Below are 15,503 nucleotides of genomic sequence, written 5' to 3'. Positions count from 1 at the left end.
GCCTAACAATGATCAAAAGATTTCTGTATTCGCAAAAGGTGGCTCCTTACGTATTCGTGCTGCCTTTTATCCTCGTTTTCTTGATCTTCTGGGTGTATCCGCTCGGAAGTTCGGTGACGATGAGTTTTCAAAAAATCACGTTGGGACAGGAAACCGAATGGATCGGATTGGACAACTACACCAAGCTGCTCGGCGATAAAATCTTCCTCAAATCCGTTATGAACAGCGCGGTTTACATGCTGTGCACGCTGTTGATCCTGATTCCGCTGCCGATGCTGCTGGCGGTGCTGATCAACAACAAGTTCATGTGGGGTCGCGAATTTTTCAAATCCTCGTTGTTCTTCCCGGCTTTGACGTCGGTCGTTGTAGCAGGTACGGTATTCCGTCTCATGTTCGGGGAAATGGACGGCTCGCTGATCAACAGCTTCCTGGGCTGGTTCGGCATCGAGCCCGTGAAGTTTCTTAAAGGTCAGGTTACCGGCTTTATCGCGCTGCTCGCTCTGGCAACCTGGCGCTGGCTGGGCGTGAACATGCTGTATTTCCTGTCGGGGCTCAAAAGCATTCCGGACGATTATTACGAAGCCGCTTCGATCGACGGGGCTTCCGCTTGGCAGAAATTCCGCATGATCACGATGCCGCTGCTCAAGCCGACGACGATCTATGTGTTGACGATCAGCATCTATGCGGGCCTTGCGATGTTCATCGAAAGCTTGATGCTCTGGAACGGCAACAATTCTCCGAAAAACATCGGCCTCACGATCGTCGGTTATTTGTATCGCCAAGGGATCGAGAAAAGCAATCTCGGTTACGCGGCGGCCGTTGGAATCGTGCTTCTGGTGTTGGCGATGACGATCAACATGATCCAGCTCGCCTTCTCCGGCCTGTTCAAGAAGGAGGATTGACATGAAAAGAGAAGCTGCGCTGAATCTGAAAGAAAGTACGGCCACGCGTTCCAAAAAAGAAATTTCGCTCAAAATTCTGCTGTTCGTCCTGTTCGCGATCCTGTGCGGGATCATCCTGATTCCGTTTTACGCGATCGCTCTGGCTTCGTTCAAACCGGGCGAGGAGCTGATCCGTTACGGGCTTAACTTGAAGTTCGATCTTTCGGTGATGAGCCTGGACAATTATACGTATCTGTTCACCGGGCAGCATGCCTATTTCACTTGGTTTTTCAACTCGCTGCTGCTGACGGTCGTGCAGGTTGCGCTTACGCTTTTGGTCAGCGCGACGGTGGCTTACGGTTTTTCGGCCTATGAATTCAAAGGCAAAAACTTTTTGTTCATCTGCGTCCTGCTGATCATGATGGTACCGTTCGAAATCCTGCTGCTGCCTCTGTACACGCTCATCTTCAATCTGGGCATGATGAACACGTACTCCGCGATCGTTCTTCCGGGCATCGCAAGCGCGGCGACGATCTTCTTTTTCCGGCAGTATCTGAGCGGTATTCCGAAAGAGATCATCGCGGCAGGACGGGTAGACGGCGCCAGCGAGTACGGCATTTATCTGCGTTTGATCCTGCCGATCATGAAGCCTTCTTTCGCGGCGATGGCGATTCTGAACGGGATGAACAGTTGGAATAACTTCCTCTGGCCGTTCATGGTGCTGAGCGACGAACGCAAATATACGCTGCCGATCGGGCTGAAAACGCTGCTTACGCCTTACGGCAATAACTATGATTTGCTGATCGTCGGTTCCTTTTTCTCGATTATCCCGATCTTTATTCTGTTCGTGGCGTTCCAAAAATACTTCATTGACGGCATGACAGCGGGTGCGGTGAAGGGATAACTGATTTTTATTCTGAGCTTTGCAAGGAGAGAGATGATGATGGACGTGTCGAGACGGTATGCGAATCCTTTGATTGAACAGCGTGCGGACCCTTTCATTTATAAGCATGACGACGGTTATTATTATTTTACCGCTTCGGTGCCGGAGTATGACCGGATCGAGCTGCGGCGGGCAGCGACTATAGAAGGACTGCGGGAAGCCAAGCCTGAAGTCATCTGGCGCAAGCGGGAAAAAGGCATGCTCAGCGCCAACATCTGGGCTCCCGAACTGCATCGGATGGACTGCAAATGGTATGTCTATTTCGCGGCGGCCCATACGACGGAGACGGACGAAGGGCTGTTCGATCATCGCATGTACGCGCTCGAGAACGATTCGGCCAATCCGCTGGAAGGACAATGGGTCGAAAAAGGACAGGTCAAAACGGCATGGGAATCGTTTGCGCTGGATGCGACTTCTTTCGAACATCGAGGCAAGCATTATTACGTCTGGGCGCAAAAAGATCCGAACATCCCGGGCAATTCCAACCTGTACATCTCCGAGCTGGAGAACGGCTGGACGCTCAAAGGCCCGCAAACGATGATCAGCCGTCCGGAGTACGATTGGGAGAAAATCGGTTTTTCCGTGAATGAAGGAGCGGCGGTGGTGAAGCATGGCGGAAAGTTATGGATGACCTTCTCGGGCAGCGCGACGGATCATCATTACTGCATGGGACTGCTGTTTGCCGATGAAGATGCGGATTTGCTGGACGCGGCTTCGTGGACGAAACTGCCGGAGCCTGTTTTCCGAACGAACGAAGAAAACGGCCAATACGGCCCTGGGCATAATTGCTTCACGGTCGGAGAGAACGGCGAAGATCTGCTGGTCTATCACGCTCGCAGTTATAAGGAGATTGAAGGCGACCCGCTGTATGACCCCAACCGACATGCGAGGGTAAAGGTTTTTGCGTGGAGAGAAGACGGGCTGCCGGACTTCGGGGTACCCGAACCGGATACGGCTGCAGCGGAAGCAGCGGACCAAGTAGGAAAGTAAAAGATCGCGATAAACGAACATATATAATAGAAAGAACGGGTTTACGAAAAAAAGACCTTTCGCCGCGCGCAGTGCGGTGAAAGGTCTTTTTTGCTGAATGGGAAAAGGCGTGCAGGCAGAGCTGATTAGGGGAAAATCGGCCGGGTAGTGATCGAACAGTTACGTCCGTCGTATATTCGCCGAGTCGAATAATCGTTGCGCTCGCCAAGTTGCATAAACTGCAACAATTTTCTTTAAAATAATGTGAATCAACAGGCCAAATTGTAGTATATGCAAGATTTCGGACTAGTTTGATCTGTTTTGAATGCATTTGAAAAGAAAATGTTGCATAAGGTACAACATAGCGCAATAGATCGAACATTTAAAGGCATTTGTGCTGCAAAAAATGCAACTTGATTCCAACCTCCAAGCTGAAGCTATCAAACTGAGATTAAGCTCCACCAGTGCACTTGTTTGAGCAGATGCGAACTGGCGGAACTTCATTCCGATCCGTCGTGTAAGGTGCGTTTGTGAACGGATACTTTTTGCGTACGGTCTTAGGATTTGACGATATGGATCACATAATCTCTCGCCGTCTCGTGATCTTCCGCTTTGGAAGTCAGGCGAAGCTTCGTAGTCGCGTCGGCAAGCTGCATCGTGCGGGGCAGCGCGTCTTCGATCAATACGCCTTCGGCATAAACCAAGCCGTTTTTGCGTGCGGGCGCAGCCTCGAACGAAAGAGATGCGGTATCCGCAGGAATGCGCAGCGTATAACGCATCCGGGAAGGTTCGAACGGCGTATCCAGCTGGCCTGTAGAAAATTCCAGCCGGCGCAGCGAAGGTTCGTTATCGAACGGACTCATGATGCGCAGGATATCGAAGATTCCGGTTTCTTCGCCGCTGACCCGGAAGGTGATATCCAGCGAATCCCGGTTGCCGATCAGATCGGCGGAAAGCGTGTAGCGGTGCGTATGGAATCCGCGTCCGATCCGGGAAGGCGGAACGCCGTCGGCAATAATCGTTCCGTCGGCCTCGATCGTGATCGGGCGGTCTCCCCGGTGTCCGGAGAAGAAGGTGACTTCCAGCACATGCTCTTCGTTCGGCTTTACCTTAAACGTATAGCCGAATGAACCGCCTGTTTCGGCGCGGCGAGTCGTGCTGCCGTCCCAGACGTCGACGAACGTCTTGTCGCCGCGGATCTTATGTTCCAGTTCGTACTGGTCGTTGCCTACCGGCAGGCTGTCGATCGTCGCGTCTTCGACCCGGCTTTTGCGTTTGCCTTCCAGAATATGCTGCTGCAGTTCCGGCGAATCCGCTTGAACGACGCGCCAGTAGATGCCGTAACGTTCGCCGTGGCGCTTATAATGCGGCGTGAAGACCAGCCGTTCGTCCTCGTCGGTGCCCTTGAGAACGAATTCCGGTTTATCGCCGCGCTGCTGCCAATGCGAAGCGAAAGACTTCAGCCAATCGGCCGGGCTGCCTTGCACAGTCAGGAAGTCTTTGACGAGCATGCTTCTCGTCGGCACGCTGACTGCGACGCCCGTAGCGGATTCGGTCATGTCCTCGCGGCCGAGTCCGGCGCTGAGCACGGTCGGGCCGTATTTGAACGCGACCGCATGCGGCGCGTCGGGCAGGCCGACCGCGCGCAGCGTCATCGGCAGGCGAAGCTCGACCGTATCGCCGTCGGTCCAGACGCGGGTCACCGAGGCGAAGCCGTCCGACGCCTCAACGGCCAAGCGCTCGCCGTTCAGCGTCAGCTCGGCTTCGCCGGCCAGCCACTCCGGCAGGCGGAAGCGCAGCGAGATCCGGCCGGATTGCGGCCGGGTCGCCGATACGGTGAACGTCGCCGTATCGGACTCCGGTAACGCGGAGCGTTGGCGGAGTTTAAGGCCGAATTCTTCGGCATCCAGTTCCGAGGAGATGTATTGATGGACGACGATGCTGTCCTCGCCGCGGAAATACAAGCTGTCATTCAGCTTGGTGAAGCTCTCCATGCCCGTACCCGTGCAGCACCAGAAGTGCTCGAACGGCGAGCTGTAGACTTTGAAGTAGCCCGTCGCCATCGGCTGGAAATACATCGTCATGCCGGTATGCGGATGCTGGGATGACAAGATAGCATTCAGGAACGTATTTTCATAAAAATCTGCATATTTCACATCTCCGCTCAGCTTGAACAGCTCGCGCGTCAACTTCAGCATATTGTACGTATTGCAGGTCTCGGCAGTGAAGTTGGAACGTTCGCGATCCAGTCGATCCGGCTCGCCGAAATGCTCCCATTCGCTATTGCCCCCTGTCACATAACTATGGTGTTCGACGACCATCGTCCAAAAGCTTTCCGCTGCTTCCAGATAGAATCGTTCGCTTTCGCCCAATGTCCGGTAGCGGTTGAGCGCTCCCAAAAACTTCGGAATCGTTGTATTGGCATGCTTGCCCGTCAAAATATCTTTACCCTCGCGCACCGGACCAAACAAGCTCACTTCGTCAAAAGCATGCGCGGCATGCAGATGGGCGGATTTATGGGTCAGCTTGTAAAGATCATACAGGCAGTCATTCATGCCGCCGTATTCGACGGACAGAACGGCAGCCTGGATTTCCGGCGTCCAGGCCGCTGTCCGTGCCGCGATCCAGTCGCCGAGACCCGAAGCGAGTTCCAGCGCAAGACGGTTATCGGTATATTCGAACGTCGCCGTCAATCCGGCTACGATCTTGTGCATCGTATACCAAGGCACCCAGGCCGGCTTGCGCTGCTCGACCCGGTCGAACAGTTCTTCCGGGAATGCCGACAAATAACCGCTTTCGAATCGGCACTTCTCCAGGCCGTCCACCAGTTGATTCAATTGCTCAAGCAGCTTGGCATCGCGGGATACCGCATAAGCTTGGGCAGCCGCCTTCAGATAGTGTCCGAGCGTATGGCCGCGAATTTCGGTCGTTTCCCAGCCTGGATACTTTTCGGCCAGCGGAATCAGTCCGCGCGTCTCACGGAATCCCGCTAACAGGCGATCATTCTTATAATTTTTCAAATAGCGGATTTCGTTGGCAAAAGCATTCTGTAAATAAGCATCGTCAATACGAACACGGTCAAGACGATAATCGTCGAGCAATGCGGTTGGCGTAGAAGATTCGGTCGGCATGGCAATTCTCCTGTCTGTCGGGAATGAGGGATATCCTTCTCCATTTCAGCTTACCGACCGCCTGCATCTGCGTAAATGGTGCAACGTTTGAATAAGTATCAAAAGGTTGGATTTTTCGGAGCAGCGGTTGCGGTTTCGGATCGGCGAAATGGCATAGTCATACGCTATATTCCTTGCGTGCAAAGGAGCAAATGAGATTCGCGCACCTGATATCGAAACGCGGGTTCAGGTGTCAAAAGGTCAGCAAAAAAAGGCTTGCACCGTATCATCGAAAAAGCGGCACCTGCTCGGTAGCAAGGTGCCGCTTGGTTACTGGCGCTTAAAGCGACTGGTTTTACAACGTGTTCATCCACACGGTCATTTCGCCTTGGCCGCGGTTGCCCCATAGGTAGTAAGGGACGGCGGTCAGTTTGGCAGGTTCAAGGACAGGAGGTTGCGTTCGGTACAGTACATCGGGTTCGTTGTCGGTTGCAGGCGTTACGCTGCGGAATGCCTCGGTCTCTACCGCGATCGCGCCGCCGGGAAGATCGTTGGCCGGGCGTTCGGAGAAGATGGCGTTTTGGCTCAAACGCAGAGTCAAGATCGATTCGCCGTTATCGGCGCTTTCTGCGCAATAGACCAACGGGCCGCGTTGGATTGCGGCTTTGTGGACGTCGGCGCGAACGCGGGTATCGGCATAAAGCAGTGTCGTTTGGATCGTTAGCGATACCTCGACCACGTCGCCGTCGTTCCAATCGCGTTCAAGCAGCAGATAACCGTCTTGAAGCTCGGAGAGCGAGAATTTCAGGGATTCTCCGTTAATGGAGACGGTCATGTTCGGCGACCAGTTCGGTACGCGGAGTGCGAGCGCGAAGCGGGATTTTTGCTCCGCCGCGATCTCGAACCGAACGGCTCCGCTCCAAGGAAGCTCGGCTTGCTGCTTAACGGTAACGGAAGTGCCGCCGAGTTCGGCCGACAGTTCGCTGCCGATGTACAGATTGGCATAGAGCGTATCGCCGCGCCGCGTATAGACGTAACGGTTGAGCGAGGTGAGCAGGCGGGCTACGTTCGGCGGGCAGCAAGCGCAGCCGAACCAGGCTTGGCGCTCCGACTTTACGTGATGCTTGCCCGGGTTGCAGGAGCAGGCTTGCGGCCAGACTTCCAATGGATTGACGTAGAAGTAATGTTTGCCGTCCTGAGCCATCGAGCCAAGCACGTTGTTGTACAAGGCGCGTTCCATCACGTCCGCGTATTCGGATTTCGGTTCAAGCAGCAGCATGCGCTGGGCGAAGAAGATGAGGCCGATCGAAGCGCAGGTCTCGGCATAGATCGTATCGTTCGGCAGATCGTAATCGAAAGTGAACGCTTCGCCGTGATGGGTGGAACCGATCCCCCCGGTGACATACATCTGCGTGCGCGTGATATTGTTCCAAAGTGCGCGGCAAGCCGTTTCCAGTTCGGCATCTTCCGTTAACCGGGCTAAATCCGCCATCGCGGTGTACATGTACACCGCACGAACGGCATGGCCGACGGCAACGTTTTGTTCGCGTACCGGTTTATTTGCCTGGTAATACGAGGTGTCGATGTCGGAACTGCCGTGCGGTCTGAAATGGCTGCGGCGGCCGCGCTGTTCCCACTCCCGACGAATGAAATTCGGCTCTTGGCCGCGTTCATTGATAAAGAAAGCCGCAAGCTTCAGATAACGCTCTTCTTTCGTCAGATGGTAGAGCTTTACCAATGCGAGTTCGATTTCCTGGTGGCCATCGTAGCCGCGAATTTGCCCTTCGCCTGTACCGAATACGGTCTCGACATGCTCGATCATGCGTTTCATGACATTAAGCAGTTTATCTTTGCCTGTTGCTTCGTAGTAGGCAACGGCCGCTTCGATCATATGTCCGGCACAATAGAGCTCATGACAATCCGTCAGGTCGGTCCAGCGTTTGCCCGGCTCCTTGATCGTGAAGTACGTATTGAGGTATCCGTCGGGGTGCTGCGCGGCTTCGATCAGGTCGATCAGTTCATCGGCGCGGCGTTCGAGATCGGCGTCGCGACGGATTTGAAGCGAATAGCCTACGGCCTCCAGCCATTTCGCCAAGTCGCTGTCCTGGAAAACCCAGCCGACATATTCGCCTTCCGCTTGCCCGGCGGCAATACGGAAGTTTTGAACGGCGCCGCTCGGTTCGGCTCCGGGCGCCCGATCGTGGATCGCTTCATATTGATAAGGGATCACGACATTTTGCACAAGATCGGTATACGGGGACCAGAATGGGTCGTTTAGGGTAACGCCTGCCGGCGCAACGGCCGCATGCTGTTTGGCATCGTACGGTTTCGGAATCGGATTCATTGCAATTCTTCCCTTCGGATCATGGATTTAGGCGTGATTTAAGCCTGGCATGATTTCATTATATTCCTTAAAATAAAAGGGAACGATTCATAAAATGCCCCAAATTCTTGTCCGATTTCACACTGGCGGACGAATCGTAACATTTCTCGATGATTACGTTTACAAACATGAATGGAGCATAAAGGGGAAAGTGATAAAAGATGGACAAAAGAAGGAGAGAATCGATTAAAATGACTCAGCCTGGAGGACCGGTTGTTTATTTGGCTGCGCCGCCTTTTCCGTATTTTACGGAATGCGGCCGAAGCGTCTACGTACCGGGAGACGCGCATCCGAGCCGCGGGGATCTCGGCATGTTTGACTTGATTCTGGTTGAACGGGGCATGCTGTTTGTCGGGGAAGAAGATCGACATTGGGAAGTCGGCGCGGGAAATACTTTGCTGCTGCTCCCGGATCGGTATCATTATTCGGTTCGTCCCTGCGAGGAGAAGACAAGCTTCACCTGGGTTCATTTTCGTGCTTTGGGAGAGTGGGGCATTGCGGATGAGGCGGAGCCTGGTTTCGCGGATCGGGATCGACATGCGGCGCAATTCGGTACGCCGCCTTATACGATCCGGCTTCCGCAGTTCGGCACCCTTCCCGGCGCGCCCGGAGGCAGCGGGGAAGGCGAACGATTGCTGCGTCTGGAAGAACGAAGCTTGTCGGGAGCGGTGTGGGAGCGTCAGCGATTGTTCGAAGAGCTGCTGCGTTCACTGGATTTGCGCCGCCGCGACCCGTCGGGCAGCCCGGCAGAAAGCGTGGCCGAGCGAACGGAACGGTATATTCGGGCACATTATGCGGAGCCGTTAACGGGAGCAATCTTGTCGAATGAGCTGCATTTCCACTATAACTATTTGACCCGCTGCATGAAGCGGGTCAACGGTCTGACGCCCATGGAGTATTTGGAGGAATGCCGGTTGGAGCAGGCTCGGTTGTTACTGCTGCGCACCGAAGCTTCTGTCGCCTCCGTCGGGGAAAAGGTAGGCTTCGAGAACGCCCCTTATTTTTCGCGTCGATTCGCGGAGCGCTTCGGCATTTCGCCGCTTCGTTTCCGACAGCGGCATATGCGTTAGATCGAACGAGCCGATAGGGGGAGATCCTGCACCGCCCATTCCTGTACCAGCATAAAAGCGGCACCTGCCGCCACGGCATTCTCCTTCAGCTCCGCGAGCGAAAAAACGGGGCTGTATTGGCGTCCGCGCGCAATATTTTTCAAAGCGGTCGCGACAGCCGTCTCATAAACAAGCGGGTGAGCTTCGATCAGCGGGCCGCCCAGCACCACATTATCCGGGTGAAGCACATTGATCAGATTGGCAAGTCCGATGCCCAAGTAAGCGGCCGCTTCGGTAAACTGCTCTTTCACGAGCGCATCGTCCGCCTCCAAAGCTTCCGTCAAATCAGCGAAAGTGATATCGTCCGGGTGACGTCCGGTCAGCACGCTCGGGCGTCCGATCTTTAATTGGTTGCGAACCCGATGCTCCAAGGCGCGTACGGATACGAAAGCTTCCCATGCGCCATGATTACCCCGTCCTTCGAAGCGCGGTCCGTCCGTCGCAATGATCATCTGGCCCACGGCGCCTTCGGCATCGGCGGCTCCTCGAATGAGACGTCCTTCGGACATCATCGCAGCCCGCAGACCGATTCCGGCATGGACGTACAGCAGATGCTGCGCGCTTCTTCCCCGTAAGGCCCAGTTTTCCCCGAGCAGTGCGGTATTCGAACCGTTATCCAATCGTGCGGGAATGCCAAGACGATTCTCCAGCAGTTCGCAGATCGGAACTTCGTTCCAACCGGGAGCGGCAAAAAATTCCGGTTGGCGAATCACGCCTTGCTCCTGGTCGAGCGGGCCGACCGAGCCGACCCCGATGCCGAGCAAGCGTTCCGATTTCAGTTCATGTTCAGCGAGAAACTGTTCGGCTTCCGCACCCGCGCGTTCGACCAGGTTCTCCGGTGTCATGCCCGCATCCATTTTCCAGCGTGTAGAGGCCAATAAATTCAAGTGCATATCATAGAGCGCCAGCGTCGAATAGATCCGCGAGATTTCGAGGCCGAGCAGGTAACGGTACGTAGGGTTGGTCTGGAACAGGATCGGTTTGCGTCCCCCTGTTGAACTGCCGAGCCCGGATACCCGAATGATTTCCTGAGCGGTCAAGTCGTCGAGGAGTCGGGTCATGCTGCTGCTGGTCAGTGCGAATTCCTGCATCAGCTCGGCTTTGGACACGGTGCCGAGTTCGAGTATGCGCTGGTAAACATCCTTTCGGATGGACGTTTGAGAACGGGCGATCATCAGTCGTATCTCTCCATTTCCGAGTTTGTTGGTTGGTTATTAACCAGTATAAAGCACAGCTGGCCTCTTTTCTATACTTAAAGCATAGGAATAATCAACTTAATTTCAACGTGGTAATTAGTTGAGCGAATAGGTGTATTATAAATCAATTTTCATTTCTTTTTTCGTTGTTTTCTTTATTTTTTTAATAGACTTAAATTCAAAATGATAAAATGTGTTATAATAAAACAGTTGAAGTGTATCAAGGAACGTAAAAAGAAAAGAGGCGAACCGAATGAAACTTGCGGCTGTAACGTCGGCGGAACTTCGGATGCTTCCACAGATCTTTATCGCTTTTCTCAAGATTGGCCCTTCTACATTTGGTGGCGGTTACGCCATGATGGCAACGATTGAAAAGGAAGTCGTGGAACGCAGAGGTTGGATGAAAACCGAAGAGATGGGGGACATGGTCTCGGTTGCAGGCTCCGCGCCGGGTGGAGTAGCGGTCAACTCGGCTGCTTTTATCGGCTATCGGCTCGGCGGCGTTGCCGGTGCGATCGCAGCCGTGAGCGGGATTACGCTGCCTACGTTCGCCATCATTTTGCTGCTGAGCTTGACTTATTCTTTTTTCAAAGACTACGTTAAGGTTCAAGCGGCGCTCAAAGGCATTCATGCGGCGGTCGTGGCCCTTATTCTGGTCGCGGCTTGGAAAATGGCACGGGCTTCATTATTCGATACGCTCACCTATATGCTTGCGGCTGCTGCTCTGGCGGTGCTGCTGCTGACGAATTTAAGCTCGGTTTGGCTCATATTGGGCGGTCCTGCGATCGGCATGGCTGTTATGGGCATTCGGCAATCGAGAAAGTTTGACGTACGGACCGAACCGGCGTCGGAAAGATCGGAGAAAGAAGCGATGCTGCCCGAATATTATATTTGAAGGTGAATACCATGCTTTGGGAACTTTTTGTTATATTTTTTCGTGTCGGATGTCTGGCTTTTGGCGGCGGGTATGCGGTCATGAGCCTGATTCAACGGGAGACTGCCGGGACGGGCCGGATCGGCATTGAGCGGTTTCAGGAAATAGGGGCTTTATCGGGGATGGCACCGGGTTCTATTGCCACCAATAGCGCGACATTGATCGGCTATGAACAGGCAGGGCTTGCAGGAGCGGTGGCGGCGACAACAGGAATGATTTTGCCTTCGCTGATTCTGGTTGTACTGCTCGCCGCTTTTTTTATCAGATTGCATGACCGTCTGAGCGTTCGATCTGCTTTTTACGGATTACGACCGATTATTACCGCGTTGATTGTTTATGCCGCGATTTCTTTCGGATTCGGCGCACAAACGGAATCGGGCCAATTGTTCGGTTGGGAAACGTTAGGCATGTTGTTGATCTGCGGCGGTTGTCTATTGGCGATCGTCAAGTATAAGCTGCATCCCTTTGGCGTATTGCTGCTGTCCGCAGTGGCAGGCATCGTGATTTTTTGAAGCCTAAACGAGTTTCGGCAGCTCCACTTCCTCTGCGGAAGATGGAGTTTTTTGTTCATCTCAACAATCGGACATTCGTTGTCGATGATATAGATAACCCTGTTTAACTTTATTTGGCCAGGGCGCGCATGCAAACTCAGCGACGGAAGTCTTTTGACCGCTGCGTACATGCCCTGGTGCACCGGAGGAGAAACGCCATGAGCATACTGATCGTCGACGACTCGATGATGAATCTCGCTTATTTCAAACAGGTGCTGTCCGAAGCCGGTTACTCGGGGATCGAGACGGCTTCCTCGGCGGAAGCCGCCCTTGAACGGCTCGGTATGAGCGGCGAACGCGTTCCGCGCAAAGCCGCTGCCTTCGATCTCATCCTGCTCGATATCGTGATGCCGGACATGGACGGAATCGAAGCCTGCCGACTGATCAAAACCTGCCCGCCTTACGCCGATTTGCCCATCATTTTTTTGACGGGCGACCGACGGCATTTCAAGGAAGCTTTCGGAGCAGGCGGCATGGATTTTATTGAAAAAGGAGCGCCGGAGTACGAGCTTCTCGCCCGCGTGCAATCCGCAATCCGGTTGAAAAAAGAAACGGAAATCCGTAAAAGCCGCGAGGCCGGACTGGTGAAGGAGTTACAGTTGGCGAAGCGGGTACAGAAAACGGTGCTTCCGCCTCCGATGCTTGAGCCGAGTATCGAAATTCACGCGCAGTATATCCAGTCGGACGAAGTATCGGGAGATATGTTTTACTGGACCCGGATCGACGAACACCGCTGCGGGGTCATGCTGATCGACGTTGCAGGTCATGGATTGTCCTCTGCGTTAATCAGCATGTCGGTTCGCTCGTTGCTGGCCGGAATGGTCAAGCGGATCTCGGAACCTGCCGAAATCTGCCGCGAGTTGAATAGTCAGATGTTTAGTTTGTTCGGAGGAAGCCGCGACTCGATTTATCTGACGGCTATTTATTTGCTGATCGACCAAGAAGCCAAAGAAATCCGGTACTTCAATGCGGGACATCCGCCAGGCTTGTTTTTTCCGGCAGATCAGAAAGCGCATTATTTGGAAAACACAGGCGTTCCTTTGGGAATTCGCAAAAAAATTGAAGGCGGAAGCGGCATCTACCGATATGAAGGTCCGGGGAAAATTTTGCTATATACGGACGGGTTGGTGGAGACGCCGAGAAAATCGATTCGCGAAGGAATCGGCAGCTTGGAAAAGGTGGCGTCCCGGATTCGTTATTTGCCCAACGACCGCTTTACCGAGAAGCTGGCAGCGCTTGGACAAGACAAAAACGACGATGTGTGCATTGTGTCGATTCAATTAAACGGATAAAAGCACGGATCGATCAAGGAATCCGGGGATGGCGGGAAAGGAAGGAATGCCCATGGAAAGGTCCATTATTACCAGAGCTAAAACTGCCGAGCTTGCGGTTGAAGAAGCTCTTAAACTGCTGGCGGTTTCGCGAGAATCCGTACAGATTGAAATTTTGGAGCCTGGCGGTCGGGGCGTGCTTGGACTGGGTACGCGTCTGGCGGTCGTAAAAGTCACGGTTATCGACTCTGGATCAGCTTCAGCATCCCAGTCTGCGGGAAGTCGGGAAATCGCCGTTCCGACTGCCGAGACTGTTCATGAAAATACAGAAACTCAAATCGAGACCATTCCTGCCTCGAACCATGCTTCCGAGGAACAAGGCGGAATCGGCATCCATAATGGAAGGTTCCATATTCAAGCGACCGGCACAAGACTACCTCTATTGACGCCGCCGCCCGGTGCGGTATTATATCGCAACGGCACGCAGGTGGACGGAAAAGTATCGGTTGCCCCCGGAGACGAATTGGAATTGGAGACGGCTCCGAAAGTGGAAGCGTCGATCTGGCGAATCGAGATCGACGAAGCTTGCTTGCGTGCGGAACTTCATGTTCGTCCCGGATTTGAGCGGCAGTTTACTCTGCTTGACTGCAAACCCCAGGAGAATCTGGTCGTTCCGGTGTCCGAACGGCGTACATTTCTTCCGATTCCGCAAGCTGAAGTTGCAGGCAGACTGAAGGAACTGGGCGTGATTTACGGTATTCGTGCCGAAGCGATCAAGCAAGCCTGTAATTCCGAAGAGCCCGGCGTGTTTCTGATTGCGGAAGGATCGCCTGCCGTCGAAGGGGCGAACGGAACGTTCAGCACCAACTTTGAGACCGAGACCAAACGTCTCAGTCCGCAAAGCCGCGAGGACGGCACGATCGATTATCGCGAGATCGTGGAATTTCCGACCGTGATTGAAGGCCAGGTGCTGGTTCGGACTTTACCGGCAAGACCCGGACGTCCCGGCAGGGATCTGCTGAATCGGCCGATTCAACCGCGCGTTGTCCAATCTATGGAGTTGGCGGCCGGGGAAGGCGTGTCGATCACGGAGGACGGCCGACGGGCGGTAGCGATTCGCTCGGGCATGCCCCGCATGAAACATCAAGGTTTCCGGGTTCATCTCTCGGTGCTGCCGAAGCTGTCGCATCGCGGCGATGTCGATCTTAAGTCCGGCAATATCCGCTTCCGCGGCGATGTCGAGATTTCCGGCGGCGTTCAAAACGGAATGAATGTGGAGGCGATCGGCAGTATCAATATCCGGGGGCCGATCGGTTCGGCTACGATAGAGGCTGCTTATTCGCTAATTGCTTCCGGCAATCTGATCGGTGCGCATGTCAGCGTCGGCAAGCGGAGCGAATTTTTCAATCAGGTAGAGCCGCTGCTGCTGGAGATCGCTTCGCAAACGCAGCTTCTCCAATCCGCGATTGAACAGCTCGGCCAGACTGCCGCATTCAAGTTGAACGATATTCAGCAGACGGGACTCGGAGCGCTTTTAAGCGTCTTGCTTCGCGGTAAATTCAAAGCTCTGCATGTAGTGCTTACCCGTTTCACGGAGCAAGCCGCAAAAAATGAGGCACAGCTTGACGTGGATTGGAAAGATTATGCGCAACGTCTCAAATATGGGTTTTTGGATTTGCGACAAGGCGGCTTGCGGGATTCCGCCGAGCTGGATGCGTTCCGCAGACGGACGTTGGAGCTGGCAGAGTCGGTAAGCGGACCGGAGGATCGACTTATTTTCGCCGAGCTTCAATACGTGCAAAACAGTCATGTCTATTGCGGGGGAAATGTGCGTGCGGCAAAAGGTGCCTATAACGCCATGATCTACTGCCAAGGCGAATTGGAAGCAGGAGGTACGCTAAGAGGCGGTGTCTACTTTGCAGGGCGGGGAATTGCGGTCAAGGAAGTCGGTGCTCCCGGCGGCGTCGCTACGAAACTACAGGTGCCGGAAACAGCGGTGATTCGCGCAACTCGGGTCATGGAAGGAACCGTCGTGCAAATCGGCCATCGTTCCTTCCAGTTCGTCGAAGCGGCATCGAATGTGCATGCCCGCTTGGGTTCGTCCGGCGAACTTTTATTGTTCTAATTATGATTCATTCCATACGCAAAGAGGAGGA

Annotated in this window: 11 protein-coding genes; 8 read left to right on the top strand and 3 right to left on the bottom strand. The window is 54.0% G+C overall.

Annotated elements, in window-relative coordinates; all coding sequences use genetic code 11:
- Nucleotides 1–8 precede the first annotated feature (8 nt).
- From HRQ63_RS21265 to HRQ63_RS21255, 3 genes are read left to right on the top strand one after another with little or no spacing between them, the layout of a single operon-like run.
- A complete protein-coding gene (locus HRQ63_RS21265; protein ID WP_037290132.1) occupies nucleotides 9–902 on the top strand; it encodes a carbohydrate ABC transporter permease in 894 nt (297 codons plus the stop codon).
- A 1-nt stretch (nucleotide 903) separates the two neighbouring features.
- Nucleotides 904–1,785: a carbohydrate ABC transporter permease gene (locus HRQ63_RS21260; RefSeq protein WP_172247167.1), complete on the top strand. Its 882-nt coding sequence runs from the start codon at nucleotides 904–906 to the stop codon at nucleotides 1,783–1,785.
- 39 nt (nucleotides 1,786–1,824) lie between these two features.
- Nucleotides 1,825–2,814 (top strand): glycoside hydrolase family 43 protein, encoded by a 990-nt coding sequence (locus tag HRQ63_RS21255; protein WP_172247166.1) that lies wholly within the window; start codon nucleotides 1,825–1,827, stop codon nucleotides 2,812–2,814.
- 536 nt (nucleotides 2,815–3,350) lie between these two features.
- Here the strand turns inward: HRQ63_RS21255 and HRQ63_RS21250 are convergent.
- Complete coding sequence (locus HRQ63_RS21250; protein ID WP_172247165.1) at nucleotides 3,351–5,924, bottom strand: beta-L-arabinofuranosidase domain-containing protein; 2,574 nt, start codon at nucleotides 5,922–5,924, stop codon at nucleotides 3,351–3,353.
- Between the two features lie 334 nt (nucleotides 5,925–6,258).
- A complete protein-coding gene (locus tag HRQ63_RS21245) occupies nucleotides 6,259–8,247 on the bottom strand; it encodes a glycoside hydrolase family 127 protein (RefSeq protein ID WP_172247164.1) in 1,989 nt (662 codons plus the stop codon).
- A gap of 230 nt (nucleotides 8,248–8,477) precedes the next feature.
- Between HRQ63_RS21245 and HRQ63_RS21240 the strand changes: the two genes are divergently transcribed.
- The gene (locus tag HRQ63_RS21240) at nucleotides 8,478–9,356 is read left to right on the top strand and encodes a helix-turn-helix transcriptional regulator (protein WP_172247163.1); all 879 of its coding nucleotides are present in this window, start codon (nucleotides 8,478–8,480) and stop codon (nucleotides 9,354–9,356) included.
- On the opposite strand, the gene HRQ63_RS21235 is transcribed toward HRQ63_RS21240, so the two are convergent.
- Nucleotides 9,353–10,570 carry an ROK family protein gene (locus HRQ63_RS21235; RefSeq protein ID WP_172247162.1) on the bottom strand — a complete coding sequence of 406 codons (1,218 nt, stop codon included), beginning with the start codon at nucleotides 10,568–10,570 and terminating at the stop codon, nucleotides 9,353–9,355. The two genes, HRQ63_RS21240 and HRQ63_RS21235, sit on opposite strands and share 4 nt — an antisense overlap.
- A 274-nt stretch (nucleotides 10,571–10,844) precedes the next feature.
- Here HRQ63_RS21235 and HRQ63_RS21230 point away from each other — a divergent pair, with 274 nt between their 5' ends.
- The 4 genes from HRQ63_RS21230 to HRQ63_RS21215 all read left to right on the top strand — a co-directional run bounded on the left by HRQ63_RS21230 (nucleotide 10,845) and on the right by HRQ63_RS21215 (nucleotide 15,472).
- On the top strand, nucleotides 10,845–11,486 hold the full coding sequence (locus tag HRQ63_RS21230; protein WP_172247161.1) for a chromate transporter: 642 nt from the start codon (nucleotides 10,845–10,847) through the stop codon (nucleotides 11,484–11,486).
- 11 nt (nucleotides 11,487–11,497) lie between these two features.
- Entirely contained in the window at nucleotides 11,498–12,037 is a 540-nt protein-coding gene (locus tag HRQ63_RS21225; RefSeq protein WP_172247160.1) for a chromate transporter, read from the top strand.
- Nucleotides 12,038–12,234: 197 nt separating this feature from the next.
- Entirely contained in the window at nucleotides 12,235–13,368 is a 1,134-nt protein-coding gene (locus HRQ63_RS21220) for a PP2C family protein-serine/threonine phosphatase (protein ID WP_172247159.1), read from the top strand.
- A 52-nt stretch (nucleotides 13,369–13,420) separates the two neighbouring features.
- The gene (locus HRQ63_RS21215) at nucleotides 13,421–15,472 is read left to right on the top strand and encodes a FapA family protein (protein ID WP_172247158.1); all 2,052 of its coding nucleotides are present in this window, start codon (nucleotides 13,421–13,423) and stop codon (nucleotides 15,470–15,472) included.
- Nucleotides 15,473–15,503 lie beyond the last annotated feature (31 nt).

This window comes from Saccharibacillus endophyticus, from assembly GCF_013185185.1.
GTDB classification, from domain to species: Bacteria; Bacillota; Bacilli; order Paenibacillales; family Paenibacillaceae; genus Saccharibacillus; species Saccharibacillus endophyticus.
Note: the sequence above shows the minus strand (reverse complement) of the source record. Positions and strands in the feature narration are given on the sequence as shown.